The sequence below is a fragment of the Yersinia sp. 2545 StPb PI genome (assembly GCF_052217125.1).
In the GTDB taxonomy this organism is placed as follows: Bacteria; Pseudomonadota; Gammaproteobacteria; order Enterobacterales; family Enterobacteriaceae; genus Yersinia; species Yersinia enterocolitica_E.
The window spans coordinates 1980098-2005045 of sequence record NZ_JAZGPY010000001.1 but is presented as its reverse complement, the minus strand read 5'-3'; the positions used below and the strand labels follow the sequence as shown (position 1 = coordinate 2005045).

Genomic DNA, 24948 nt, shown 5'->3' with positions numbered 1-24948 from the left:
ATTGGGCAAAAAAAAACCCCGCATTCAAAGAATCGCGGGGTTTTTTATGGTTCAGATGCCGCTTAGCAAACGGGCATCAACCTCGGATTAGAAGTCCATGGAAACAGACAGTTTTAGCTCACGCGGATTACCTTGATACATATAAGTACCGGTATCTTCAACCGACTCCCAGTAACGTTCGTTGGTCACGTTCTCGAGATTCGCACGCCAGATCAGATTGGTCTCTTTCAGCGGCATGGTGTAACGCATGCCCAGATCCAGACGGGTCCATGGTTTTAGTTTTAAGGTGTTTTCTTGGTTAGCATACTGCGAACCAGAACGTGTGACAGTACCAGTAGCCGTCAAACCTTCTACTGCTTTAATATCGTACTCACCGCCAAACACTAACTGATAGCGAGCCACACCCACAGCATAATTACCATTATTTTGGCTGCTTTGCGCTTCGGTCAGTATCGGGTCCAACCACACGGCACTACCTAACAGACGAGTACCAAATACCGGTTCACCGAATACGTTCAGTTCAACGCCGCGGTTACGCTGTTCACCACCCAAGGCGTAGATATTGGTTGTTGCATCAATGGCACCGGCAGGTCTGGTGATTTCAAACAGAGCCAAGGTACCGCCATAGCGCTTGTTATCGAATTTCACACCAACTTCATTCTGTTTAGCATGAATAATACCGGTAACATTACCCGCATTGGCGGTATACCAAGGCGCGACCTTCCCCGGCGATAATGCTTCAATGTGGTTAGCATACAGGGAAACATTTTCCCACGGTTTAACCAGCAAGCCATATACCGGTGTCACTTTCATGGCATCTTGCACGTTTTTACTGTCTGGTACACCACTGTCAAAATTGCGAATAACCACTTCCTGACGGCGCAGCCCCAGCATCAACTGCACTTTATCATCCATTGCCGACAGGGTATCCGACACCGAGATGCTACTGGCCCGAACCTGACTGTTTAGTGTTGGGTCTTGATTAGGGCTAGCAAAAGCAGTTGGGGGGAATGGGATTACCCCTGGGTTATAGATATTGGTGTCTACTGGTCCTGACATATTCCAGGCAGATTTAGCCGTTCGGTAGTTAGCGGCATAACCGAGATTCATCTTATGGGTTACTGGGCCGGTTTCAAAATGACCACGAATCCCCCCTAAACCAGCAATAGAGTCCGAAACATAAGGCACATACAGACGGCTGATGGTGGCGTTGCCATTATTATCAGTCAGCGTTGGTGAGCCATATTGCCCGGTTTCGTCATTGTGGCTGGCACCGAGGGTACCGTATACCGTCCAGTTCTGGCTTAAATCATACTCACTACGCAGCATACCGAAGGTGGTTGCCATATCGGTATAGACCCACTGCTGACCATAGTTTAAGGTGGCTGCCGGTGGTTCTGGAATCACCGTCGCACTACCAATGGCAACATCAGTACGCATACCGTGAACGGTTTGTTTTTGATATCCAATATCTAAAGAAGTACGGGCGCGGTCACCACGGTAATCTAAACCGGTTGAGAGTGCGGTCGTGCGCTCGTTCTGATCATGAATCGCCGTTTCGCCTTCGCGGTGCAGCACATTAACCCGCACACCGAATTGGTCATTGTCACCAAAGCGGCGACCGACATCCAACGCACCACCAACCTTGGCAGAAGAAGTATAATCCACACTAACACGCGTCAATGGAGTATCACCGGCACGTTTAGGCTCCAGGTTAATCATCCCTCCCACACCGCTGCCGCTCGGCGAAATACCGTTTACAAATACGTTCGGGCCTTTAAACACTTCAACTCGCTCGACCATACTGGTATCAACCACCTGACGTGGCAGTACGCCGAACAGACCGCCGAACGAGATATCATCCCCATCGAGATTAAAACCACGAATACGGAAGTTCTGTGAAGCATTACCGTAGCCGCGCACGTTCTGTACTGAAGCATCGTTTTTGACCACATCAGCCAGTGTCCGCGCTTGCTGGTCTTCTACCAATTTAGATGTGTAGCCAATCACGTTAAAAGGTACGTTGCGCGCATCTTGCTGCCCCAGGAAGCCAATACGCCCACCGTTAGCTACCTGACCGTCCAGATAGGTTGGAATAAGATCATTACCACCGGCACGGAAGGTCTCTTGCGTCCCTACCACGGTAATAGTATCCGTTGTTTTGCTGCTATCAACCTGAGTGGCATCAGCTGTTGTGCTAGCCTTTTTGCTGCTTTCAGCCGTATTGTCTGTGGCTGTTGCTGCCCATACAGATGCAGACAAAGTCCCTAATGCCGCACCGATCATCACGCACAAAAGACGTGGTGCAAGCCGCTTCTGATTTGCGCGGGTAGAGATAGTTTGATTCATCGTGTTGATGCCCCTGAAGTTTGCAATTTTGTTAATAATGAGAATGCTTATTATAAGGATTCAGAATTATCCTGATAACAGTTGCCGATGCAAGCATTTCTGCACTTCTGCGGGGTTATTTTTTGTATCGTGAAAAAATTAGATCAGTTATGTAATGAACATGATCTCGGTCGGTAATCTTATGGCCCCAAATGAGGGGAAATGATTGCGTAAATTACTTTTATATACGACCAGACTAATTTCCCCTTCCCTACTTAAGTCAATTTTTATGGGTTATTCACGCCACCCCCTATTATTAATAAGGCGATTTATTCTTTCTCCCTGTTATATTGACATCAGTTCCTTACCTGAAGTCCCGTAGTGACAGGCTTGATAAGCGTAACCCTCATATCCATTACAATTCTTATCGTGTATTTATTTCTGGTAAGAAAATTCTCATTACCTAATTTCATCTGTTAGCGATAGACTGCTACATTACTTTTACCGCAATAACAGATTAACCCTTCTGGCTCTCGATCCGCTCAGCCAAAGGTGGCTGAATATTAATTCAAGGAAATACAGGAATGGCTTTGCATCCAGCATCATTTGACGATCATATTTTCCGGCTCTTGATTGAAGCCGTTGATGACTACGCCATATACATCATTGATGCTCAAGGACATATCCTCACTTGGAACAGTGGCGCAGAACGCAATGCCGGTTACGCTAGCGAAGAAGTTATTGGTCAATCTTTTGAACTGTTTTATACCCCAGAGGATTTGGCGAACAAATTACCGACCAAAGGGCTGCAACATGCCAATCAGTTTGGCCACTATGAAACCCAGGGCTGGCGGGTGCGTAAGAATGGTAAACGTTTTTGGGGTAATATTACGCTGAGTGCGCTGCATGATTCAGACCATATTTTGCAGGGATTCGTCCATGTCACCCGCGACTTGACGGATAAATGGCAGCGCGAAAATGCGCTGCGAAAGAGTGAGGAACAGTTTCGTCATCTGATCAGTGAAGTTGAAGACTATGCTATTTACATGATCGATACTCATGGCCGAATTCTCACCTGGAATAAAGGTGGAGAACGGAATGAAGGCTATACCAGCGATGAAATAATCGGTGAACATTTTGCGTTGCTGTTCACACAGGAGGATATTTCTGCTGGGGTGCCGGAGAAATCACTCGCCAAAGCCACCGCAGAAGGTAATTACCAGAGCGAAGGCTGGCATGTGCGCAAAAACGGTATTCGCTATTGGGCCAGTGTAGCAATTAACCCAATGCATGATGACAGTAGCAAACTGTTGGGATTTACCAAAATTGTCCGTGATCTCACCGAGCGTCGTCAACGAGAAGAAGCACTGCGCATCAGTGAAGAGCGTTTTCGCTTAATGGTTGATACTGTTGAGGATTACGCTATTTTAATGCTTGACCCTTGGGGCCGGGTCAGTACCTGGAACCACGGTGCTGAACGGAATATTGGCTATGCCAGTAATGAGATAATTGGTCAGCATTTCGGTTGTTTCTTTTTACCCGAGGATATTGCCGCCGGGTTACCGGAGAAGTTGCTGAAGACCGCAGCATCGACGAGTCGAATGGAGCGTGAGGGCTGGCTGGTTCGCAAAGATATGACGCGCTACTGGGCAGTGACAGTCATAACAGTAGTCCATGACAATAATGGGAAACTTCTCGGTTATGCCGAAATAATCCGTGATATGAGTGAGCGCAAACAACGCGAAGATGCACTGCGCGCCAGTGAGGTCGCGCGTTATGAAGAGCGCGAGCAACTGCATCGGGTGTTGTCATCTATCCAGGAGGGGATTATCTCCCTCGACACAGAAGGCCGTGTGGTACTGATGAACCCCAAAGCCGAAGAGATGACCGTGCGTAGCCAAAATGAATCCTGCGGTTTGCCTATTGAAGACGTTTTTATTTTGTGGTCTCCGTTGCAAGATAAAAATCAGTTACTTGCCTTCAATCAGTGTTTGGCCGAGGGGCGCAATACCTTATTACCAGAAGGCAGCCAGTTATTATCAAGCCAAGGAGAACGGCAAGAGATTCGCTGTTCTGCCTCGCCGATCCGCGATCGTGACAATATACTCACTGGCGCGGTCGTGGTATTTCAGGATGTGACTCGCGCCCGCCATGCACAGCGCGAACTGCAATATCAGGCCAATCATGACATGCTAACTGGCCTGATTAATCGGCGTCGACTGGAAGAGCGGCTCACCCAGTCAATCAGCCAATTGGGGGATAACGAGCAGCATATCCTCTGTTATGTCGATTTAGACTATTTCAAAGATGTTAACGATACCGCAGGTCATGAAGCTGGGGATATGGTGCTGAGAATGGTGGCACAAACCATGCAACAAGCCGTTCGTGAAAATGACATTGTTGCCCGTTTAGGTGGCGATGAGTTTGCTATCGTGTTGTTTAATTGTCAAAACAAGCCTGCAACAGACATTCTGGAATCTGTGGTTGCCGATATTGCCGCCATCCAATTTCATTGGCACGGTCAATCGTATACATTTACCGCAAGTCTGGGCGCCGTCCCGCTAACTCGCCAAACTGAGAATGCCGCACAAGCCATGCGTCAGGCAGATATCGCCTGCTATGCAGCAAAACACGCAGGCCGTAACCGGCTATCACTCTCACTCTAAACCCTTCTTGTCTGGGTGGCGATGACTGCCACCCACTCATCAAATTGACCAATCATCAGAAGCGCATTAACTCAATCGCCCTTAATGACACAATTTTATCAGGGTTATTGGTTTGTATGTCGCGCAATTAGACTTTGGTCAAAATATCGCTGTCAGTGCTGTGCTATATAAAGATAATCATCTTATAGCTTGGAACAAATAGATATGCCGTACTTTACGGTTAGTGTTGTTTTGCATAATGCAGTGGAAGGCGATTACGAGTCACTTAATAAGAAAATGATTGATGCCGGCTTTACCCGCCTTATTGGTCGGGAAAAAGTCTATAAATTGCCTGAAGGGGAATTCAATTATGGCAGTGGCACACTAAACAAACAAGAGGTCGCTGATTTAGCACTAAAAATTGCCGAGGAGGTACGGTTCATACCCTCTATACTGGTGACTGAATCCGGTGGTCGAACCTGGCGAAACTTAGATCTTAAATAAACCACTTCAGTAAAATATAAAAAAACCATGAATTTGACTTAAGTTAATTAATGATTCTACACCAGGGAATGTCACACTATAAATATATTAAAATAATAATGAGAGTTTACCTTAGGGGAGTTAGCTAATATTAAGGTATTGGTGATTTTTAAAAATCAAATCTGGATTGATATAATTTATATAAGACTCGTGGCCCGAACACTGTCAGGCCAACGCTAACAGCATAGACTATTGGTCACTGCTCACGGCTGCAATTTCAGCCGTAGGCTCTTCTCTGCGGCGGTGCAACGCAATGACAAAGTCAGTTTCACAGATAAATGCCTGCCGCGCAGCCAACTCCTGCCCCATTTCGATTGATGCCCGCCAGGCAAAAGGGGTCATCTGCAATAAATTAAAACTCTGCTTACCCGGAAGTTTCATTTCATAAGCCAGTTTTTCGCAACTCAGCAAGTCAAACCCCTCAAGGTGCTCTTGTGCATCACCGTGGAGTTGTACTTCTGGGTAGATCAGTGCTTTTAACTGATAGAGATGACGCGGCCCAGGGGCAACAGTAACCACAATCCCGCCAGGTTTCACGGTACGTGATAACTCCGCCGCTTTGCACGGTGCATAAATCCTTAATACCGCATCAAGCGAGTTATGAGCAAAAGGTAAGCGATGGCTGGAAGCTACACAGAAGCTCACCTGTTGATAGCGCTTTGCGCCATACCTTACGGCGACTTTTGCCACATCTAAACCGAAAACAGCCATTTGACGCCGCCGATTTAACCTATCTGCCACAGCGCCGGTGTAATAACCTTCACCACAACCGATATCCAGCAACATGGTGGCATCCAGTGGTAACGCTGCATCCAGAAGCTCGCAGACCCTCTGCTGCAAGGGCTGATAATATCCCGCATCAAGAAATGCCCGCCGGGCCTGCATCATCTCCGGGCTATCTCCTGGTTGTTTCGATCCCTTGTGCTGCACTGGCATCAAATTGACGTAACCCTCTTTGGCGCAATCGAACTGATGATTATTGCTGCAACGCCACTGCTGCACGCTAAGCTGCAAAGCCTGATGACAAAGGGGGCACTGATAAGACATGGTTGATTTCCAGATGACAGACAAATAACCGCCAGAATCGCGGACAGACACGACGTTAGTCTAAAGAAGCACTTCCACCGTTGCAAGCCACTGTTTAACGCCATAAATCGGTCGAATATCAGCTATGGTGTACCATCCCTGCCGGGATAGCGTCAGGTTCAACATTCATGGTGCGCAAAATTTGCCCCATAATATCGCTAAATACCGGGGCAGAAACCGCGCCGCCATAGTATTTGCCGCCTTGCGGATTGTTTATCACGACCACCAATGCAAAACGGGGTTGGCTGGCAGGCGCGACACCCGCGGTATAAGCCACATATTTATCAATATACTGGCCATTTGGCCCAATCTTCTTAGCAGTCCCCGTCTTAACGGCAACCCGGTATCCCCTGACGGCCGCTTTCATTCCGCCACCGCCGGGCAGCGCCACACTTTCCATCATATGTTCCACTTGCCGCACCAGATCCTCGGGGAATACCCGTAGCCCTAACACCGGAGGATCGACCTTAGTAATCGATAATGGCCGATAAATACCGAAGCTGCCGATGGTGGCATAGACTCGAGCCAGTTGCAGCGGTGTCACCATCAAGCCGTAACCGAAAGAAAAGGTAGCACGATCCAGATCACTCCAGCGTTGCCGCTGTGGCATTAACCCACTACTTACACCGGTAAGGCCTAACTGAGTCGGTTTTCCCAAACCAAACAACGCATAGGTTTCCATTAATGCCGAAGACGGCATTGCCAACGCCAGACGAGAGACGCCAACATCACTTGATTTCTGCAATACGCCGGTCAACGATAGCGCGGGATAAAAACCCACATCTTTAATTTGGTGCCCACTCAGCACATAAGGATGGGTATCCAGTACGCTGTCTGGCTTTACCAGATGATGTTGTAATGCAGTCATTACCACCATCGGTTTGACTGTCGAACCCGGCTCAAAAATATCGCTGATAGCCCGATTACGAAAATTCTCTTCCGCCGTGGCTGCGTGGTTATTCGGATTAAAGGTGGGATAGTTGGCCATCGCCAAGACTTCGCCAGTATTAATATCAATAACCACTGCGGAGCCAGAATCAGCCTTATTAAACATGACAGCATTGGTCAGCGCATGGGATGTTTCAGCCTGCAAACGCTCATCAATACTGAGTTCAACATTCTGTCCCGGGTGGCTATCAGTAGAAGAGATATCCTCAACCACTCGGCCAAAGCGATCTTTACGTACCACTCTACTGCCAGCGGTGCCACTTAATAGCGAGTTAAAGCTCTTTTCTACGCCTTCAATACCCTGGTCATCTATATTAGTGAAACCAATTAAATTGGCCGCCACATCACCGGACGGATAAAAACGCCGTGACTCCGCTTTGGTCGCGATACCGGGCAGTTTCAAGCGTTGAATGTACTCAGCAACATTAGGTTCAACTTGTCGGGCAAGATAGATAAAACGGGCATTGGGGTTTTGATTGATACGGTTGATTAATTGACCTATTGGCATATTGAGTTCCTGTGCCAATGCCTGCCAGCGTTCGGTAGTACCTACCCCGCCTTTTTCCAGTACCGTTTTGGCATCAGCCCAAATGGCCTCGACCGGGACACTGACCGCCAACGGATGCCCGCCACGATCAGTTATCATACCGCGTGTATTGGGTGTTGCCACCACACGCACTGAACGCATGTCCTCTTCTTTTACCAGCGGATCCGGTTCAATAACTTGCAGCCAGGCAACCCGTGCCAGCAGGCCAAAAAGTGACATTAAAATACAACTACACAACAAGCCAAAGCGCCAACGAATAAAGTTATTACTGTCAGTTTTTGGTTTAGGAATCATTAAGATCAACCCTGGAGAATAGCGAGCATCATAGCTGCCATTAAACCCTATCCCAGACACTAACGGGTGCCAAAACAGTGATACAAGATGCATTCTTTTGCAACAATTCACTAACGGCGATTTAAAAGAAAAGGTGACTGGTCAATAACTTAAAAATCGGCTTACACTGAGTGGCGTTCTTTTTCTTCATTAGGTAGGTTCTATGACTGATTTTTCACCACAACTTAGCCGGATCACCACCCTCTGCCATGGTTTTGGCAATAAATCGGCCCTGCTACCTTCCTGCCTCTTGCCATATCAGGCTTCACAAGCCATTAAAAAGCAGGTTCATGGCACTACGATTATCGATGTGACCGCCCCGGGACAAGAGTGTGGTGAAGCCGATGGTTTCTATACCACTCAAGCAGGCATTTTATTGACCGTTCTGACGGCTGATTGTCTGCCAATCATTTTTAGCCAACAACAAGGGAGAGCCATTGCGGTGGTTCATGCTGGTTGGCGGGGCTTATTTGATGGTATTATCTTAAAGATGGTTGAGCGTATTGCGCGCGATGATGACCCTGTAAATTGGGTTGCAGCCATCGGGCCTGCCGCACAGTCTTGCTGCTATGAAGTCAATGAGGAGTTGGTCGAAAGGTTTACTAATAAATTACCACTGGCTAAAAATATCATTTCACCCCGTTTTCGCCACCTCAACTTAGCGGCCATTGCTGAACACCAATTACGAAGTGCAGGTATTCATCAAGTCGATCATGTGGGCAGTTGTACTATTTGTACGACTATTCAACATGATGATAATAATAAAAGTCACTTCAAATATACCAGTTTCCGCCGAACCAGCCAGCAGCAAGCGATTGACCCAACCCATCCAGGGATTAAAGGCCGTAATCAACATTCCGGCTTAATTATTTTGCCTTAACGGATAGATAATATTTATCGCACCCTGAATACGAAAAAACCCGCACAAAGGCGGGTTTTTACAGCAAAAGAGCTGATTAGATTGCAGTAACGTTTACTGCAGACGGACCTTTCTGACCGTCTTGGATTTCGAACTCTACGTTCTGGCCTTCAGCCAGGGTTTTGAAACCATTACCCTGGATTGCAGAGAAGTGTACGAACACATCTTTGCTGCCGTCAGCTGGAGTGATGAAACCGAAACCTTTAGACTCGTTGAACCACTTAACTTGACCTTTGATCTTTGCCATCTTGAGTATTTCCTTTGGATTGTTTAACTCGCCCGTAGGCGTTTACATAGACAAACTAGAGTCGTTACTGCTTGAGGCACTAAGATAAGGATCGGCAGAGAAGCGGTATTCAACGCTAACGTCTTTACTCAGAACTTCTTTACTGAAAATGCCACACATATACAGAACTGTACCTCGTTTTACCCATATGCGTTATCACATACTCTGTATTCGATGGCAAGCCATTTTTAATCAAGGGTGAACCTGTCGCACATATTTGAAACGCTTGCTCATAAAGAATGCGTAAATATGCTGAAATTTGTTGAAGGTCATCGTATTTTCTGCTCTATTTTTTTATACTGGCCTATCGCGCTTTCTTACTGGTTTTTAACATTTCAGCTAACACTTTTTATAATACTGCTTACGTGGATATTTACTGTTTTCCATCCCCAGCATCGAACCGAAAATCACAGTGGTATAAATTTTATTAGCATTAAATATATAATAATTGAATATATCCCTCCCCAGCGCTGACGGCTCACTCTCTTCATCTAGTGACTGTCACAGGGGCAAGCTTGCTAGCTAACCCCTTACTTAATATCAGGTTATAGTTTGAATCTTATCTTTGCTCAAAAATCAGAAATAATTTATTGGCGACTTTGTTATGAAGCACAATTGCACAACCTACCCCCAACAGTAAGGAGAGCCCCTTGTTATATAAAAATATAAACTCAAATGCCAAATTTAATACTAAAAGATTGGCTCTCCATATGAACTGGTATTGTGCTATATAGGTGCAATACACAAGAAAAATTAGCTGCATCGCACCAACAAGGTGCGATAGCACTTTATTTAATCTGCATGAATATCGCCTAAAGTACGCATTATTAGTTAATTCACCAGGGTGAAATGTAGCCTAATCCACCTACATTTAGTGTGAGAAATTCCTCTTGATATATTCTTAACTTTTCTGAAACAGAATTTAATAGCACTGATGTACAGTTGAAAACTCTAAATTACTTTATCGTTATAGTGTGGTTTAGGTTCGAGATTATAAGCTCCACGCAATTATAAATAATCTATTAATCACTCTTATTTTGATAAGTACAAAGATTATCTGATGCACAGATATCTTATTTCGCCTTATGGGCATCAGAGAGCCATGTTATGAATTGTAAATATATTATCAACACCTGTATTCTCAGTAGCTTATGGTGGGGTCAGGCCGCTACTGTATTGGCGGAGGAAGACTATCAGCCAACACCGACATCTATAGGGCAGCATAACCCGCAAACCAGCAATGAAAGCTTGTGGCAACGCCTGACGAGCAACATCTCGCTTACCTGGGATTCACCAAACCAGGAGCTGTATATCCCGCTGAATACCTGGCACAACCGCTGGACCTACGATGATGACAAGATAGAGTCATACAATGAGCGGCCATGGGGTATCGGCTATGGCAAGTATCGCTATGATGAGGATAACAACTGGCACTCTGTGTATGCGATGGCATTTATGGATTCGCACAACCAAATTGAACCCATTATAGGTTATGGCTATCAAAAAATGTGGATACCGGGAGCGATGGACGGCTGGCGTTTTGGCGTAGGCTTTACCGCCAGCATTACCGCACGTCATGAATATTATTACATTCCTGTCCCATTGCCTTTGCCACTTATTTCTATTGAATATAATAAGTTTTCACTACAAAGCACCTATATTCCCGGCACTTATAATAATGGTAATGTTTTGTTTACCTGGATGCGCTGGCAATTCTAATGGACTCTATTATTTAACTATTTAAACCATGCAATTAAAGTGGTTATAGGCGACTATTAAGAATTAATCTCAATTAGCGTTAATTGATCCAAAAAAATACGATAGTTCTCATCAATTAAAACTATGCTGAGTATCCGCTTAGTTTATTGCTGATTATTTAAACACAACAAATAGCGTCTTAGGTGATAACAGCCGGGCTTGATTTTTCATACAGTTAATCGCCCGGCACTTTTATGCTAACACTTCAATCAGGCTGCATCTGAGTCATTTACATTCAGTTTATGCCGCTTATGTTTACGCCGAGTGAGTATAAAACCGCACCACAATAGCGCAACCCAAACTGGCATCATTAGCACTGAGATCTGAATACCATCAGTGAGATACATAATGACCAGAATCAACGACAGAAACACCAGGCACAGATAATTACCGTATGGGTACCATAGCGCCTTAAACCGCGGTTCTACGCCTTCTTGCACCTTCGCAGCCCGGAATTTGAGGTGAGCTAAACAAATCATCACCCAGTTAATGACCAATGTTGAAACAACCAGCGCCATAAGCAGTTCAAACGCTTTGCCCGGCATAACATAGTTAATAACAACACCGGCTGAGGTGGCCAACGCCGAAAGTGCGATTGACAGAATAGGCACGCCACGTTTATTAACTCGGGTCAACAACTTAGGCGCATTCCCCTGCGATGCCAAGCCAAATAACATGCGGCTATTACAATAAACACCGCTGTTGTAAACCGATAGCGCGGCGGTCAAAACCACTACATTCAAGATTGTTGCAACCCAATTGCTATCTAACGCATGGAAAATCATCACAAAGGGGCTACCGCCTTCAACCACTTTGCCCCACGGATATAGGGAAAGCAGTACCGCCAATGAACCGATGTAAAAAATGAGGATGCGATAGACAACCTGATTGGTTGCTTTAGGGATACTGTGATGGGGATCTTCAGCTTCAGCGGCCGTAATGCCAACCATCTCCAAGCCACCAAAAGAAAACATAATCACCGCCATCGCCATCACTAATCCGCTCAAGCCATGGGGCATAAACCCACCTTGTGCCCAGAGGTTAGTAACCGATGCCTCAGGCCCACCAGTACCGGAAGCCAGCAGATATGCACCGAACACAATCATACCGATAATGGCAACAACCTTGATGATTGCGAACCAGAATTCAGTTTCACCATACATTCGTACGTTAATAAGATTGATGGCATTTATTAAGACAAAAAATACAGCAGCGGAAACCCAGGTGGGAATCTCTGGCCACCAGTATTGAATATAAATACCGACGGCGGTCAATTCAGCCATACCAACCAGTATAAACATCGCCCAGTAGTTCCAACCAGATAAGAAGCCAGCGAAATCGCCCCAATATTTATACGCAAAATGACTAAATGAACCTGCAACTGGCTCTTCGACAACCATCTCACCGAGCTGACGCATAATGAGAAAAGCGATAAAACCACCGATGGCGTAGCCGAGTATCACTGAAGGGCCAGCCATCTTAATCGTCTGAGCTATCCCTAAAAATAATCCGGTCCCAATCGTACCACCCAAGGCAATCAGTTGAATATGTCGATTTTTTAAACCGCGTTTTAGTGTTGAATCCTGCAACTGCTGTTCCATCCTATCCTCTGCCGCACCTATTACGCACTAACGTGCTAAACAGCGCTTTCATAAATGAATCTGCGGCGGTTTTTTAACACTTAAACCTAATTGCAGCAAGAATAAAGGTGGTTAGCTGACTATCGGAGAAGGATCAATCAGCCGATGTTTACATGGGAAGGATTTGATTAGAGGACAATGATGCTTTGCCTGTTTAGGGTTGTAACGCAGATATGCCACATAACTTACTCAGATTCCTGGCCCCAATCATCAATGTCGCGACATAAGATTGACGCTGGGTGACAACTTCAACCGCCACGCGATTATTTTTATAGCGGATAAGATAAGTTGAAGGCCAGCCTTGGCGCCGCTCACCATAAGACTTTTGATGGTGGTCAATCGCCGCATGGGCAATGACCAGGTGAGATAAATTTGAATCCCCTTTAATAATACGTTTCATCATCAGCTCCAAGAAGTCAGTCAGAGAATCGCTTACCGTTGGTCACGCCACGCGCTCAGCATATGGGTATCCACGCGGTCGAAAATCATCAATATTTACTCAAATATCTTGGCTGAGCAGGTAACAAATCATCGCGGCACGAAGTGGACTTTGGCTATAGGCTTGCCACTCACCTTGCGGATTGGTAATCCTAGCATTCCACTGATTATTATCATTAACTTCAGGGGAATAGAGGCCAATTTTATTGGCATAGATGATAGGCCAGGCATCAGAAGGGTTTTTGCAGTAGTCCTTACCTTTAACTCCACCGTATGGATACCACTTATCGGGATCTTCCCCTGTCAGCAGTGCAATATTTCGGTTCACTTCAGTGTCACTTTCTTCATACCATTTAATCATTAGAATCACCGTTGTCTTGAAAAGTTCTGGCTACATTACGGCGAAAATAAGACAAATTTATGACAATCAGCGCAGTATATTGGGCTAAATAAAGGGGCAAACTCACATCGCGCAAAAAGATAATGCCGGCTATGCAGGAGAAACCATAACTCTAGCTACGACGATATTCTGATACCGCCTGGTGACAGCATCAGAATCGGGGGGATTTATCGCTCTGGAATAAACCCTTTGAAGTCGAGAGGCGAAACAATATCACTATCGTCTTGCTCATGCCTGACACCCGTAGCATTTTCCAGTAAAGCATTGAGCAATTCGGTTTGCCGTTTTTGTTGTTCGGCAATTTCGTGTAACAAACGGATTTGTTCATTTGCTCGTACACTGGCACGGCTCAAAAAGAACCAGACTATCAAGAAGAAAATGACAGTAAGCAGCGATAAAGCAATTGGGATGACACCCAGTGCCCCCATATTTGTATCTAACATTGACTACCCTATGACATACGTGGCTAAGGCGCTATCTTATCACTCTGCCCACCACAAAGGGGATCTGAATAAGTGATTCATACTTAATAACGATAACTAATAGTAATAGTTATCTATCGTTATTATAGCTAAGCATAATAGGCTATCCTTACCATGGAATAATCGAAGTGATAGCACAAATACCGGTAGAAAAAGTCCCCCCCTGATCGCAATAACTATCAAGGGCTAATAGATAAAACAAGCAGCAAACGGCAATGATCCCTACCGTTGCGACAAGTTTCTTAATGTTCAAATCGGGCACCTTCTGTAATGTTTTTTTTAATTATACTGTATTAAACATCAACCATTTATAGCCAAAATGTAATTACTGATGTGCACTATAGCTCTGTAACATCATTTTTTATAAGAATTTACTGTTTAGTCTTATAAATCAATATGATTTAGGATTTTTACTATTAACTAACTTATCATTACTCGTTAAACTGTTAAATATTTATCCTAAAAAATAAGTAAAACTAATTACATGGAGTGACTACATGAGTTTATTCAGACTGGTTTTGGTGGTAGCAATCATATACTTGGGCCTTCTCTTTTCAGGCTATGGCGTGCTTATTGGCAGTGAGAAAAACGCCGCAGGCATTGGTTTGCAGTGTAAATATCTGACGGCAAGAACTGTTACAACCGCTCAATTTATAAACGGTGAAAATGGTGTCATTGGTGTCAGTAACTGCCCATTAGTGAAAAAGATCGGCAATAACGTTTTTGAATAATTGAACTGCGGGTTTGCTATTCATAACCCGCAGTGCATTTCCCCCACGGCCGCTAGCCTGATACTACCGCCCTACTTGCAGACAGCCTTAAACGGTAGCTGTTATTTTTGGCTAAATTTCATATCAATTAATGCAATGGCTTTCTCAATCGCTCGCTTAGTCACTGGGTCCGCCCCTGCCGGGTGTGTAGAGAAATCAATAGCTTTAAGTTGATGGGACATTTTATCTCGCACCTCCACCGGAGCAATGATATCAATCACATCAAGGATTTGCTTAATCACCAGTTGGCAGGCAACCAAGTCTGACACCAGCTCTTGGTCATTAGTAAACATTTCAGACATGCATAATTCCTTCTCAGTAATATCGTAAAAGGATATCACGCTTGCTGAAATATTTCTTTAACCTGCACTGCTCTTGTCGACTCGAGAGACTAACATTATCCTTGGCTAATGAAATACCTACAACCGATGTCGATGATGTGCTTAATCAATTGCCCCCTCTTTTTGAAAGAAAGAAGCAGATATGAGATGGCAAGAAAGCTAACGTCAGTACGAAGAGGATATAAAAAAACCAGGCATGAAATTATCAATCACCTGGTTCTAGAGGAAACTCATTAGATGTAGATCGATCACAATATTCCTAATCTCACAGTTCATCACCTCCTGCGCCTTTACCTTTATGCAGGACCATTACTGGCATCTTTAAAAAAACGGTTACGCCGACAACCGCTATCAGAGTCATAATCACCGTTATTAACATGCGATCACCTCATCATTTTTAATTTCTATTTTTCCAAACTCAACCCTTTATCCTCGGGATAGACCCCTTCCTGATGACACTACCCTTTTACTATGGCACCAGAAAAATCTTTTGCAAACACTGTCTGAAAAGTCTTTATGGTCTATTTTGTTCAATCGGGAGCAATTTGGTGTTTTGTGTTGTTCGATTCAACTTGTGTATACTGCTCTACTCCTATCCAGAAAAAACAGACTAAATAATGTCACAAGAAAATCATCTCGCGTTAGTCTGCGCCCTCAGTAAATGGGTCGAAACCCATCTAGGGCGGGTCATCTACCTTGAAGAGTTAGCCGTGTATTCAGGCTATTCGCTTTGGCATATGCAGAAAATATTTAAAGAAGTGACCGGGGTATCGCTGGGTAAATACATTCGGGAAAGACGCTTAGCGGGCGCGGTTTATCAACTAAGAAGTAGTGATAGTACGATTTTTGATATCGCATTGGACTTTGGCTTTGGCTCACAGTCACATTTTACTTACATGTTCAGAAAACGTTACGGTATCACTCCGTATGATTTCAGGCAAAATACTGATATTGACCTGAATATCGCGTTGCCCTTGCATGCTATTCATCAGAAGCTGGCATAACACTCCGCAATGCCCACGATTCGCCTGAATGCTTACCACTGCTTTCCGGCGAATAACGCTTTTCAGTTCTTTTTATAGCAATTCTGTACATCAATAGGTTGTGCTTCGTTACGTTGGCGATCCGCCATATAGGTCATCGCAAACATGACACTGACGACAATGAGTGCCGCCAACAGTAAACCGATCAATGCGATGACTTTGTTGTCATCAAACAAGCTCTTATCCATACACTCCCCCTAATTTCTATGGCGTATCATTAGATTAACCATAGGATCGCAATCAATGTTATTGCAATCAGCAAACATGATGTTGTAAGTAAAACCACGAGCGCAAATTGCGCATCGCCAATTCCCGCAGAATAATCACTATTCGGGGTAATATTTTGTTGTTTTTTCAAAGCAATACCTACTGATTGGCGCACACCAATCCTAACTCTATATAAGAAAAATCGCATTTTATAATGGATACATTTCTATCGGATATCAACCTAATCATTAGTTATTCCAACGCGATCCTGTCGTACTCTATGTTATAGATCAAGCCCATCCATTGTAAAGTTAGGGATAGGCGCAAAATACATTAGCTTTGATTAAGTGTTTGTGGCGATAATATAATGTCATCTCTGTTCAGTGGACAATTACTGTATCACCGACGTTATTATACCGTAATTACCCCTGTGGCGAGGCTATACAGAGCGGCTAAAGCGGTAATCATGGCCACGGCAAAAAGACATTTTTCAATCGGCGCGAATATTGCTCTCTTTTGCTCACGCTTCGCGATGATAAACAGCACAGTTCCCGGACCATATATCACTGCTGACAGTAATATGTATTTCAACCCGCCCGCGTAGACCATTAATATGGCATATAGTGTTGCTATCAAAGCAAAAATAAAATCTTTCTTCAGCTCGACCGAACCTACCGAATAGGTTTCTCGGGTCCAGGCCAATTTCAGCCCATAAGCCGCAACCAGCAAATAGGGGATCAAAACTAATGAGCTGGTGAGTTCCAGTGCCAACTGGAACGCATACTCAGTGAAGAGAGTAACAATTAAGAATAATTGGATAAAAATATTCGACATCCAAACCGCTGCCGATGGCACCCCGCGCTTATTCTCCGTTGCAAATATCTGCGGCATGATATTACTTTTTGCTGCGGAATAGAGTGCTTCAGCCGCCAATAGGGTCCATGACAGATACGCACCCATAACGGAGATAATCAGCCCGATGCTGATAAATATAGCGCCCCATCGACCCACTATATGTTCTAACACCCCAGCCATTGAGGGTTGCCGTAAAGCAGCAAGATCAGGACGAAGCAGCACGCCATAGGAAAGCATTGTCACTAATACCAGTAAACATAAAACACCAATAAAACCGAGAACAGTAGCAATACCAACATGCTTTCTTTCTTTAGCGTAACGGGAATAAACACTCGCCCCTTCAATACCCACAAAAACAAATACGGTGACCAACATAGTACTGCGCACTTGAGCAAATAGTGTCTCTGATGTTGCACCAATATCTAATGCCGCATGACCGGTATAACCATAGTCATCCAAATGGGAGAGATCACCGACACCAGACAAAGATTGGGAACCCCAGAAGTTTAATGCAAACGTATCTGTATGAAATGCAAATGCCAGCACAATAACAAAAATAAATATCGGAATAACTTTAGCAAAGGTGGCAATAGTATTGATTGCTGCGGCTTCTTTGATGCCGCGCAACACCATAAAATGAAAACTCCACAAGATTAATGACGCAATTAAGACAGCGGATAACGTATTACCATCACCAAATAGTGGGAAGAAGGCTCCCAATGTTGATTTGATCAAAACAAAATAGGAAACACTTCCGATACAGGCGCCAGCCCAAAAACCAATGGCTGAGGCAAAACCGGCATAATCACCAAACCCAGTTTTAGCATAAATATAAACACCGGAATCCAAATCTGGCTTACGTTGTGCCAAAGTCTGAAAAACAAAGGCCAGAGTTAACATTCCGCCACCAGCAATAATCCACGCGATGATGGCACCCAATCCTCCGGTTGCTCGGCCGAATGTAGCAGGTAAAGAGAAAATACCAGCACCTATCATTGAACCCACGACCAGCGAGGTTAATGACCACAGCGAGAGCTTTTTATTTGATGAAGCCGCCATATTCATTTCCATTTACATTTACATTAACTAATCCAATGTAAAACAGAATAACCTAATAGAAGACCCACGCCTATAGATGCAATTCAGAGAAAATGTGAGCCTCCTTTAAAAGCTGAATATTCACTGTTGAGTGGGCGTGACACTAATATTAAGGCGTATATACACTCACAGCGGTAGCCTCTTTATGTATCAGTGACAAAATAGACCTATTAGACATAGGTCTTGATACCATTTGAATTTAAACTGCGCATAGTCGGTTTGTGCTGCCAAACTAGTTAATCAGATTTTTAGTCAAATAATAACGGTGGTACTCACCCAGTACATTTTCTAGCGTCATTTTCAATTGATAACCCTGTTTTTCATAGAACGGGCGAGCCTGGAAGCTGAATGTATCTACTTGGGCAAACTTGCATCCCCGCTGTATTGCTTCCTGTTCGGCTGCGTTCATCAAGTTAGTACCAGCCCCTGAGTGACGTAATGCATCCGATACCCATAACAATTCAATACTCAGGCAATTACCTAATGTATATCCGGTAATCCCTCCCAACTTTTCGCCATCTTCTCCTGTGATAAATACGGCTAATGGTTTACGACCATTATCACCAACAAATTTACGGTTAAAAGCCTTCAACCCCTCAATGATTTCTGCAATATCTTCAGTCGTTGGGGCATCTGTCATGGTCAAATTCATTGCTACTGCTCCTCGCTATTATCTGACTAACAATACTCGATATAATCTTGGCTTCAATGCATATTCTCACAGATAAGAATTCTATTATCGGATAATAAATAGCAAAATAAATGCTATTAAGAACCATTTACATTTATAATGCAGCGAACAGCTTTTCCGACATTTGTACCGATTTCTCCTCTGTAATTGTAAGGATACCCCAATGCTCCGCCGTTTCTTTTCTTATTATGCCCCGTACAAAGGGCTTTTTTATCTGGACTTTGGCTGTGCCATTTTGGCCGGGCTGCTGGAGCTGAGTTTCCCGATGGCGGTAAAACTGTTCATTGATAAATTACTTCCCAATCAAGATTGGGTGTTGATCGTTTGGGCGGCAACTGGCCTGTTGATGATTTATCTGCTCAATACTGCGCTAATGGCGATTGTTAACTACTGGGGGCACGCATTGGGTGTGGGTATCGAAACCGACATGCGTCGCCAGGCTTTTAGCCATCTGCAAAAATTATCATTTAGCTATTACGACAATATGAAGACCGGCCATATTATCACCCACGTCACCAAAGACCTTGAAGAGGTTGGAGAAATTGCCCACCACGGTCCTGAAGATCTTTTTATTGCCATTATGACCTTTATCGGTGCATTCATTTTGATGGCATCCGTCCATTTACCACTGGCGATGCTCACCATCATCATCGTACCCTTTATGACCTATCTGGTCAGCCGCTACGGTTCACAGATGACCGAAACCTGGCGCAAACTGTTTGGTCAAGTTGGCAATTTTAATGCCCGCATTGAGGAAAGTATCGGCGGTATTCGTGTCGTCAAAGCTTTCGCTAATGAATCTCATGAAAAGAAATTGTTCGCCGCAGATAACGAAAGCTACCGCACCACCAAATTGCGGGCTTACCGCATCATGACCACCAGTATGACTATGAGCTACCTCAGTACCCGTCTGGTGCAGTTAATTGTGATGGTTGCCGGTACCTGGTACGTCGTGCATGACCAGTTGAGTTACGGCGGTTTTGTCGGATTTCTGTTATTAGTTGAAGTGTTTTTTCGCCCGGTGGCGAAAATAACCTCAGTCCTGGAAAGTTATCCGAAAGGAATTGCCGGTTTTAAGCGATTCACTCAATTGATAGATACACTGCCTGATATTGTTGACCGACCAAACGCTCGCCCTGTTGGCCATTTGCATGGCGATATTTGTTATCACAATGTCAGTTTCGGTTATTCACCGCAGAATAAAATTTTCACCCATTTGAACCTGCAAATCCGGGCTGGCGAAACCGTGGCATTCGTCGGGCCATCGGGGGCGGGTAAAACCACGTTATGCTCACTGCTGCCCCGCTTTTATGAACTCGATGAGGGGGCAATCACGATTGATGGTATTGATATCCGTGATATGACTCAGCAATCATTGCGTAATAATATCGGTATTGTTCAGCAGGACGTTTTCTTATTCGGCGGATCTATCCGTGAGAATATTGCTTACGGTAAACTCGATGCCAGCGACGATGAAATAATGGTTGCAGCACAACAAGCCCGGCTAGATGAGTTGATTGAAAGCTTGCCTGATGGACTGGATACCGTTGTTGGTGAGCGCGGAGTGAAATTATCCGGTGGGCAGAAACAGCGCTTGTCAATTGCACGTATTTTCCTGAAAAATCCACCGATTTTGATTCTGGATGAAGCCACCTCCGCGCTTGATACTGCCACTGAACAAGCCATCCAGCTTGCGCTAACGGAATTATCACAAGGCAGAACGACGTTGGTGATTGCCCATCGCTTAGCCACAATTCAAAATGCCGATCGTATCATTGTGGTCGATAAGGAAGGGATTGTGGAACAGGGCGACCATTATGAATTGCTGGCCCGTAAAGGTGCCTATGCAAAATTGCATAATGCCCAGTTCAGTGCTGCCTGATACTCAGTAAAAACCCACCCGCTGATGGGCGCGAATGGTAAACTGAAGGAAAATTCAGCCAAAGCCATTCCATCGCGGGCTTAAATAGGGTACAAGGACGCCATGAAAATTCCAAAACGAATCCAACCGCTGGTTGATGACGGCTTGGTTGACGAAGTCATCCGTCGTTTGAAAAGTGGCAAAGAAGCTGATGTATACGTTGTCCGTTGTGGGCAGGATATCCGCTGCGCTAAAGTCTATAAAGAAGCTGAAAACCGCAGTTTCAAACAGGCTGTTCAGTATCAGGAAGGGCGTAAGGTTCGTAATAGTCGTGACGCGCGAGCCATGGCCAAAGGTTCTAAATTTGGCCGCAAGCAACAGGAAGAGACCTGGCAAACTGCCGAGGTGGATGCCTTGTACCTGCTCGCCAATGCCGGTGTTCGGGTACCTCAACCTTATGCATGCCTTGATGGTGTTTTATTGATGGAACTGGTCACCGATGCAGATGGCCTTGCCGCCCCCCGCCTGAGTGATGTGCCATTTAGCAGAGAACAAGCGCTGATTGACCATGCGTTGATGATCCAATATGTGGTACGGATGCTTTGCGCCGGTCTGGTTCATGGCGATTTATCAGAGTTTAATGTCTTAATTGATAAAGAGGGCCCGGTCATTATCGATTTACCGCAAGCCGTCAATGCTGCGGCGAACAATCATGCTAAAGCCATGCTGGAGCGGGATGTCGCAAACATGACACACTATTATGGCCAATACGCACCAGAACTGCTTAATCGTAAGTATGCCAAAGAGATGTGGGCACTTTATGAGGATGGTAAACTGCATCCAGAAACGCAACTGACTGGTGAGTTTGCAGAAAGCACCGAAGCGGCTGATGTTGAGGGTGTACTGGAGGAAATCAAAGCGGTTATAGCTGAAGAGCAAGAACGCCTGCGTGAAGCTCAGGATCACGACAACTAGACATTGTAGTGGTCTAATCATTCCGGACACTTTGTTAGAGATATAATGAGCAACACTAACGAGGTGAGAATGCGAAAAAAATCATTTACTCATGAGTTTAAACAAGAGTGCATCAATCTGGTTCTTCAACATAAGTACCCGGTGACTCAGGCCGCTGAAACAATGAATATTGGCCTTTCAACCTTACAACGCTGGCTAAGGCAGTATCGCGGAGAGATCCGCGGAAATACACCGATAGCCAGTGCTATAACACCGGAACAACGGCGAATACAAGAACTTGAAAAGCAGGTACGGCAGTTGCAGAGCGACAATGACCTGTTAAAAAAGGCTTCGGCCTTCTTCGCCATGGAAATGAACAACGACAAAAAGTCGCGGTGAAACTGAAGAAGGTCGGTGCAAATATCCAACAGGTATGCCGCTGCTTATCGCTCACGCGCAGCGTATTTTATGCCCGTAGTCGTCGGCTAATGATCAAGCCCGATGTTCTGATGTTGCACGCGGCGGCTAAGCATGTTCACGCTGAAATGGATGCCACATATGGCAGCCGGCGCATGTGCATCGAGTTACGGGAACAAGGTTTTAACGTGGGCAGATACCGCGTTCGGCAGATAATGAAAAACTTATTACTGGTAGCTAAACGGCCCGGGCGTCATCGCTATCCACGCGGTGGAAAACCCGCTGTCGTGGCCGCTAATCTGTTGAACCGGCAGTTTAATCCAGAGACATTGAATACCTGGTGGTCAGGTGATATTACCTATCTGCGTACCGCTCAGGGCTGGTTATATCTGGCTATCGTGATGGACTTATGTTCAAGAAAAATAGTGAGTTGGGCCTTCTCAGATAAACCGGACAGCGACTTGACTGTCCGGGCCTTAAGGCTGGCGGTCAATAAACGACGACCCACAGGGTCTGTGGTGTTCCATAGCGATCAAGGGTCGCAATATACCAGCGCGCAGTTCCAATGCTGCCAGCAGGAGCTGGATGTTACAGGTAGCATGAGCCGAAAAGGTAACTGCCTGGATAATGCTGTTACGGAAAGGTTTTTCCGCAGCCTGAAAGCTGAGAGGGTTAACTATCGTCGTTATGAAACCCGAAGTCAGGGTATCGCTGATGTTATCGATTATATTGACAGTTTTTATAATCTGAAAAGGCGGCATTATCGGCTGGGAAATATATCGCCGGATGAATATGAACGCCGACTACAGCAATGTGCCTAAATCCGTGTCCGGTTTTAGTTGACCGTTACAACATTAACTATCCTAAATCGACTCTCTGTGGGGCAGTAATGACTCTCTTCCCTGCCCCACACGCTCTTTACGTATCAGTTCAGCACCACCGCTTCCACGCGGTTTTTCCCCGTGGTTTTCGCCCGATATAACGCTTTATCCGCAGCATCCGACAAGTCTGTCGCCGAAATAGACTCACCCGGCGCGGATACCGAAGCCACACCAATGCTGATGGTCACCCGCCCCTCTGGCGATATCCCATGGGGAATATCTAACTCCTCAATGGAGTGACGCATGCGCTCGGCAACCGCTTTCGCATCCGCCAGGGTACTGGGTGCTAGCAATACAATAAACTCCTCGCCGCCATAGCGCGCCAAAATGTCTGAACCACCACGAATAGATTTTGACAAAGTTTCGACAATGGATTTCAAACAAACATCCCCCATTGCATGACCATAAAGGTCGTTAAAGCTTTTGAAATTATCAAAATCGATCATCAACACAGACAGAGAACCGCCTTCGATCTGGTTTTTTTGCCAGATGTGCTGATAGATATCATCAAAGTGGCGACGATTGGCTACCCCAGTTAATACATCGGTTTGTGACAACGCCTTGAGGATCGATTCTGACTGTTTAAGTTCAGTAATATCGAAAAACGAGCCATACCAAATAACAGCCCCATCATCCTGAAGCGTCGGGAAAGACTCACCATGGAGCCAGTGTGTACCTTTGCCCGGCAACACCACGCGAAAATCGCAGCGCCAGACAGATAGATTCTGTTGAGAGATGGCTACCGCCTGTTTTAGCATATCCATATCGTCAGTATGCACGCGGCTAAACAGAGGGTTTTCCTCTCTGGGCACATACAAAACATCAGCCGGTGACAGAGCAAATATTTTTCTGACACCCTCGCTACAATATTTAAAATAAGATTTACCCTCTGCATCTAAATAATAAGCATAAATCATTGCTGGTAAATTCTTAGTTAAACGATCCATCATCTGCTTACTTTCTTCCAGCTTCATCAGCAGGAATTTTCTTTCCGAAACATCAGCAATCACACTAATATAACCCACGGTCTGGTTATTATCGGCAGTTATTTCATGGACACTAAGTGCTCCCCAGAAACGTTTCCCATCTTGGCGCTGATAACACCACTCGCTGGCATCACGCCGATTAAGCAATAAATAATCCAGCTCAGCTTGATCCTTACCAAACTCTGGAATGTGCAGTATATCCGAAATAGGGCTTCCCAAGACTTCATCTTTAGAATAGCCAAACATTCGCTCCGCACCCACATTAAATATGGTGATCCGACTCTCTAAGTCGGTGGTAATAATCGCGACCTGTTTTTCCGCATTCAACAGTACATCCAGTTGAAGATTAGATAATTTATCTTTCCCATTCTCTCTCTTCACTGGTTCACCTTTACGGTGCTGACCAAATACTTTCCCAGTCAAAGCATTCAGGCAGTTATGATAAAAAGAAAATAAAGACATAAAGTAAATCACCTATAATTTAGAACAAG

26 protein-coding genes are annotated in these 24948 nt (G+C 45.0%); 10 read left to right on the top strand and 16 right to left on the bottom strand.

The window, feature by feature from the left end:
- Positions 1-87: 87 nt before the first annotated feature.
- Positions 88-2349, bottom strand: coding sequence for a TonB-dependent receptor (locus tag V1955_RS09190; protein ID WP_193784645.1), 2262 nt, complete (start codon positions 2347-2349; stop codon positions 88-90).
- A gap of 563 nt (positions 2350-2912) precedes the next feature.
- Between V1955_RS09190 and V1955_RS09185 the strand changes: the two genes are divergently transcribed.
- Together V1955_RS09185 and V1955_RS09180 are read left to right on the top strand one after the other, a co-directional pair.
- Positions 2913-4994 (top strand): PAS domain S-box protein, encoded by a 2082-nt coding sequence (locus V1955_RS09185; protein WP_442820814.1) that lies wholly within the window; start codon positions 2913-2915, stop codon positions 4992-4994.
- Positions 4995-5198: 204 nt separating this feature from the next.
- A complete protein-coding gene (locus V1955_RS09180; RefSeq protein WP_083158588.1) occupies positions 5199-5477 on the top strand; it encodes a hypothetical protein in 279 nt (92 codons plus the stop codon).
- A 228-nt stretch (positions 5478-5705) separates the two neighbouring features.
- Here V1955_RS09180 and rlmA read toward each other — a convergent pair whose 3' ends face one another.
- Together rlmA and ftsI are read right to left on the bottom strand one after the other, a co-directional pair.
- Positions 5706-6563 carry a 23S rRNA (guanine(745)-N(1))-methyltransferase gene (rlmA, locus tag V1955_RS09175; protein WP_083158587.1) on the bottom strand — a complete coding sequence of 286 codons (858 nt, stop codon included), beginning with the start codon at positions 6561-6563 and terminating at the stop codon, positions 5706-5708.
- A 118-nt stretch (positions 6564-6681) separates the two neighbouring features.
- Positions 6682-8391 (bottom strand): peptidoglycan glycosyltransferase FtsI, encoded by a 1710-nt coding sequence (gene ftsI / locus V1955_RS09170; protein ID WP_442820813.1) that lies wholly within the window; start codon positions 8389-8391, stop codon positions 6682-6684.
- Positions 8392-8593: 202 nt separating this feature from the next.
- On the opposite strand from ftsI, the gene pgeF reads away from it, so the two are divergent.
- Positions 8594-9310, top strand: a complete 717-nt coding sequence (pgeF, locus tag V1955_RS09165; RefSeq protein WP_083158585.1) for a peptidoglycan editing factor PgeF — start codon at positions 8594-8596, stop codon at positions 9308-9310.
- A gap of 76 nt (positions 9311-9386) precedes the next feature.
- Here pgeF and cspE read toward each other — a convergent pair whose 3' ends face one another.
- Together cspE and V1955_RS09155 are read right to left on the bottom strand one after the other, a co-directional pair.
- Complete coding sequence (cspE, locus tag V1955_RS09160) at positions 9387-9596, bottom strand: transcription antiterminator/RNA stability regulator CspE (RefSeq protein ID WP_002221949.1); 210 nt, start codon at positions 9594-9596, stop codon at positions 9387-9389.
- Between the two features lie 42 nt (positions 9597-9638).
- Entirely contained in the window at positions 9639-9755 is a 117-nt protein-coding gene (locus V1955_RS09155) for a DUF2627 domain-containing protein (RefSeq protein WP_002211058.1), read from the bottom strand.
- A gap of 987 nt (positions 9756-10742) precedes the next feature.
- Here V1955_RS09155 and pagP point away from each other — a divergent pair.
- Positions 10743-11354, top strand: a complete 612-nt coding sequence (gene pagP / locus V1955_RS09150) for a lipid IV(A) palmitoyltransferase PagP (RefSeq protein WP_083158584.1) — start codon at positions 10743-10745, stop codon at positions 11352-11354.
- 248 nt (positions 11355-11602) lie between these two features.
- On the opposite strand, the gene V1955_RS09145 is transcribed toward pagP, so the two are convergent.
- The 5 genes from V1955_RS09145 to V1955_RS09125 all read right to left on the bottom strand — a co-directional run bounded on the left by V1955_RS09145 (position 11603) and on the right by V1955_RS09125 (position 14606).
- Entirely contained in the window at positions 11603-12994 is a 1392-nt protein-coding gene (locus V1955_RS09145) for an amino acid permease (protein ID WP_442820812.1), read from the bottom strand.
- A gap of 193 nt (positions 12995-13187) precedes the next feature.
- Entirely contained in the window at positions 13188-13436 is a 249-nt protein-coding gene (locus tag V1955_RS09140) for a DUF4060 family protein (protein ID WP_442820811.1), read from the bottom strand.
- Positions 13437-13532: 96 nt separating this feature from the next.
- Positions 13533-13832, bottom strand: a complete 300-nt coding sequence (locus V1955_RS09135; RefSeq protein WP_083158581.1) for a phage protein NinX family protein — start codon at positions 13830-13832, stop codon at positions 13533-13535.
- 206 nt (positions 13833-14038) lie between these two features.
- Complete coding sequence (locus V1955_RS09130) at positions 14039-14314, bottom strand: YebO family protein (protein ID WP_083158580.1); 276 nt, start codon at positions 14312-14314, stop codon at positions 14039-14041.
- Positions 14315-14462: 148 nt separating this feature from the next.
- Positions 14463-14606 (bottom strand): PhoP/PhoQ regulator MgrB, encoded by a 144-nt coding sequence (locus V1955_RS09125; protein WP_072081862.1) that lies wholly within the window; start codon positions 14604-14606, stop codon positions 14463-14465.
- Positions 14607-14850: 244 nt separating this feature from the next.
- On the opposite strand from V1955_RS09125, the gene V1955_RS09120 reads away from it, so the two are divergent.
- Positions 14851-15084, top strand: a complete 234-nt coding sequence (locus V1955_RS09120) for a YobH family protein (protein WP_442820810.1) — start codon at positions 14851-14853, stop codon at positions 15082-15084.
- A 101-nt stretch (positions 15085-15185) separates the two neighbouring features.
- Here V1955_RS09120 and V1955_RS09115 read toward each other — a convergent pair whose 3' ends face one another.
- Positions 15186-15425 (bottom strand): DUF2766 family protein, encoded by a 240-nt coding sequence (locus tag V1955_RS09115; protein WP_083158579.1) that lies wholly within the window; start codon positions 15423-15425, stop codon positions 15186-15188.
- 656 nt (positions 15426-16081) lie between these two features.
- Between V1955_RS09115 and V1955_RS09110 the strand changes: the two genes are divergently transcribed.
- Positions 16082-16468, top strand: coding sequence for a helix-turn-helix domain-containing protein (locus tag V1955_RS09110; RefSeq protein ID WP_038632374.1), 387 nt, complete (start codon positions 16082-16084; stop codon positions 16466-16468).
- 62 nt (positions 16469-16530) lie between these two features.
- Here V1955_RS09110 and V1955_RS09105 read toward each other — a convergent pair whose 3' ends face one another.
- From V1955_RS09105 to V1955_RS09090, 4 genes are all read right to left on the bottom strand, one after another.
- A complete protein-coding gene (locus V1955_RS09105; RefSeq protein WP_083158578.1) occupies positions 16531-16695 on the bottom strand; it encodes a hypothetical protein in 165 nt (54 codons plus the stop codon).
- A 29-nt stretch (positions 16696-16724) separates the two neighbouring features.
- On the bottom strand, positions 16725-16922 hold the full coding sequence (locus V1955_RS09100) for a hypothetical protein (RefSeq protein WP_083158577.1): 198 nt from the start codon (positions 16920-16922) through the stop codon (positions 16725-16727).
- Between the two features lie 203 nt (positions 16923-17125).
- Positions 17126-18628, bottom strand: coding sequence for a basic amino acid/polyamine antiporter (locus tag V1955_RS09095; protein WP_083158576.1), 1503 nt, complete (start codon positions 18626-18628; stop codon positions 17126-17128).
- Between the two features lie 271 nt (positions 18629-18899).
- Positions 18900-19319 carry a GNAT family N-acetyltransferase gene (locus V1955_RS09090; protein ID WP_420073734.1) on the bottom strand — a complete coding sequence of 140 codons (420 nt, stop codon included), beginning with the start codon at positions 19317-19319 and terminating at the stop codon, positions 18900-18902.
- 202 nt (positions 19320-19521) lie between these two features.
- Here V1955_RS09090 and V1955_RS09085 point away from each other — a divergent pair, with 202 nt between their 5' ends.
- The 4 genes from V1955_RS09085 (at position 19522) to V1955_RS09070 (ending at position 23411) form a co-directional block, all read left to right on the top strand.
- Positions 19522-21240: an ABC transporter ATP-binding protein gene (locus V1955_RS09085; protein ID WP_442820809.1), complete on the top strand. Its 1719-nt coding sequence runs from the start codon at positions 19522-19524 to the stop codon at positions 21238-21240.
- A 102-nt stretch (positions 21241-21342) separates the two neighbouring features.
- Entirely contained in the window at positions 21343-22194 is an 852-nt protein-coding gene (locus V1955_RS09080; RefSeq protein WP_083158573.1) for a PA4780 family RIO1-like protein kinase, read from the top strand.
- A 69-nt stretch (positions 22195-22263) separates the two neighbouring features.
- Complete coding sequence (locus tag V1955_RS09075; protein WP_050136220.1) at positions 22264-22572, top strand: transposase; 309 nt, start codon at positions 22264-22266, stop codon at positions 22570-22572.
- Positions 22569-23411, top strand: coding sequence for an IS3 family transposase (locus V1955_RS09070; RefSeq protein WP_342222724.1), 843 nt, complete (start codon positions 22569-22571; stop codon positions 23409-23411). Before V1955_RS09075 ends, V1955_RS09070 begins: the two co-directional genes overlap by 4 nt.
- Positions 23412-23515: 104 nt before the next feature.
- Here V1955_RS09070 and V1955_RS09065 read toward each other — a convergent pair whose 3' ends face one another.
- Positions 23516-24919 (bottom strand): sensor domain-containing diguanylate cyclase, encoded by a 1404-nt coding sequence (locus V1955_RS09065; RefSeq protein WP_442820808.1) that lies wholly within the window; start codon positions 24917-24919, stop codon positions 23516-23518.
- Positions 24920-24948 lie beyond the last annotated feature (29 nt).